The following is an 813-nucleotide window of genomic DNA, read 5'->3' on the forward strand; positions in this document are numbered from 1 at the left end:
TCATATTCTTTAAATGCCTCTTTTATCTTACGTTCACATACCTCTATAGTTTTTTCTCTTGTTTCTTTGTAACTTGTCCCAAAACTAACAACTAAAATTGCTTTTTTCACTTTTAATCCTCCACTATGAAATTCGTTATATTTTCTATTTCATTAACTACTGTCTTATAATTTACCTTTTCTCTTACTATAACTACTACCGGTATATTTAAATTCTTAGCTGCATTCACTTTTTCTAAAAATCCACCTTCTATACCACTTTCTTTTGTTATAACTAAGTCTATATCGTAGTGTTTATACATTTGCTCGTTTATAGCTTCACTAAAAGGTCCCTTCATAGCTATTATATTATCTGCATTCAACCCTACATCTTCACACATCACTTGTTGGCGAAACTCTTGCTACTATATTTTTATTTTTAAGATTTTTTACAAACTCGCCTATAGTTTTACTTCCCGTTCCTAAAAATATATTACTACCTAATTCATTTGCTTTTTGATAAGCCTCTTCAACACTTTTTACTTCTACTACCTTTTCATAATTTAAATTATCTAAAAGAGATTTTCTTTCATATCTCAAATATTTTATTCCTAAAAAATCTGAAACTTCGATAGCATTTTTTGATACTTCTATTGCATATGGATGCGTTGAATCTATCACTAAACTTATTTTGTTATCTTTCATAAACTTAGTCATATAGTCTCTATCCATTCTCTTAATTACTATATTTTCAGCACACTTACTAGCTAAGTCAGCTCCATAGTTAGTAGTTACACAAACTATATAATCTTTTTTTAGACTATTTAGTAAAATA

3 protein-coding genes are annotated in these 813 nt (G+C 27.9%); all 3 read right to left on the reverse strand.

The genetic code is table 11. The features are described from left to right. On the reverse strand, positions 1–110 hold a 110-nt coding region (locus AZI32_RS17150; protein WP_206406651.1), incomplete at its 3' end, for a sirohydrochlorin cobaltochelatase. A gap of 2 nt (positions 111–112) precedes the next feature. Then, the gene (locus AZI32_RS19105) at positions 113–382 is read right to left on the reverse strand and encodes a precorrin-6A/cobalt-precorrin-6A reductase (RefSeq protein WP_345968968.1); all 270 of its coding nucleotides are present in this window, start codon (positions 380–382) and stop codon (positions 113–115) included. Then, positions 372–813, reverse strand: a 442-nt coding sequence (locus tag AZI32_RS19110; protein ID WP_345968969.1) for a precorrin-6A/cobalt-precorrin-6A reductase, incomplete at its 5' end; no start/stop codon positions are given. The genes AZI32_RS19105 and AZI32_RS19110, both read right to left, overlap by 11 nt.

The sequence above is a fragment of the Clostridium sp. ATCC 25772 genome (assembly GCF_001573875.1).
GTDB classification, from domain to species: Bacteria; Bacillota; Clostridia; order Clostridiales; family Clostridiaceae; genus Clostridium_J; species Clostridium_J senegalense.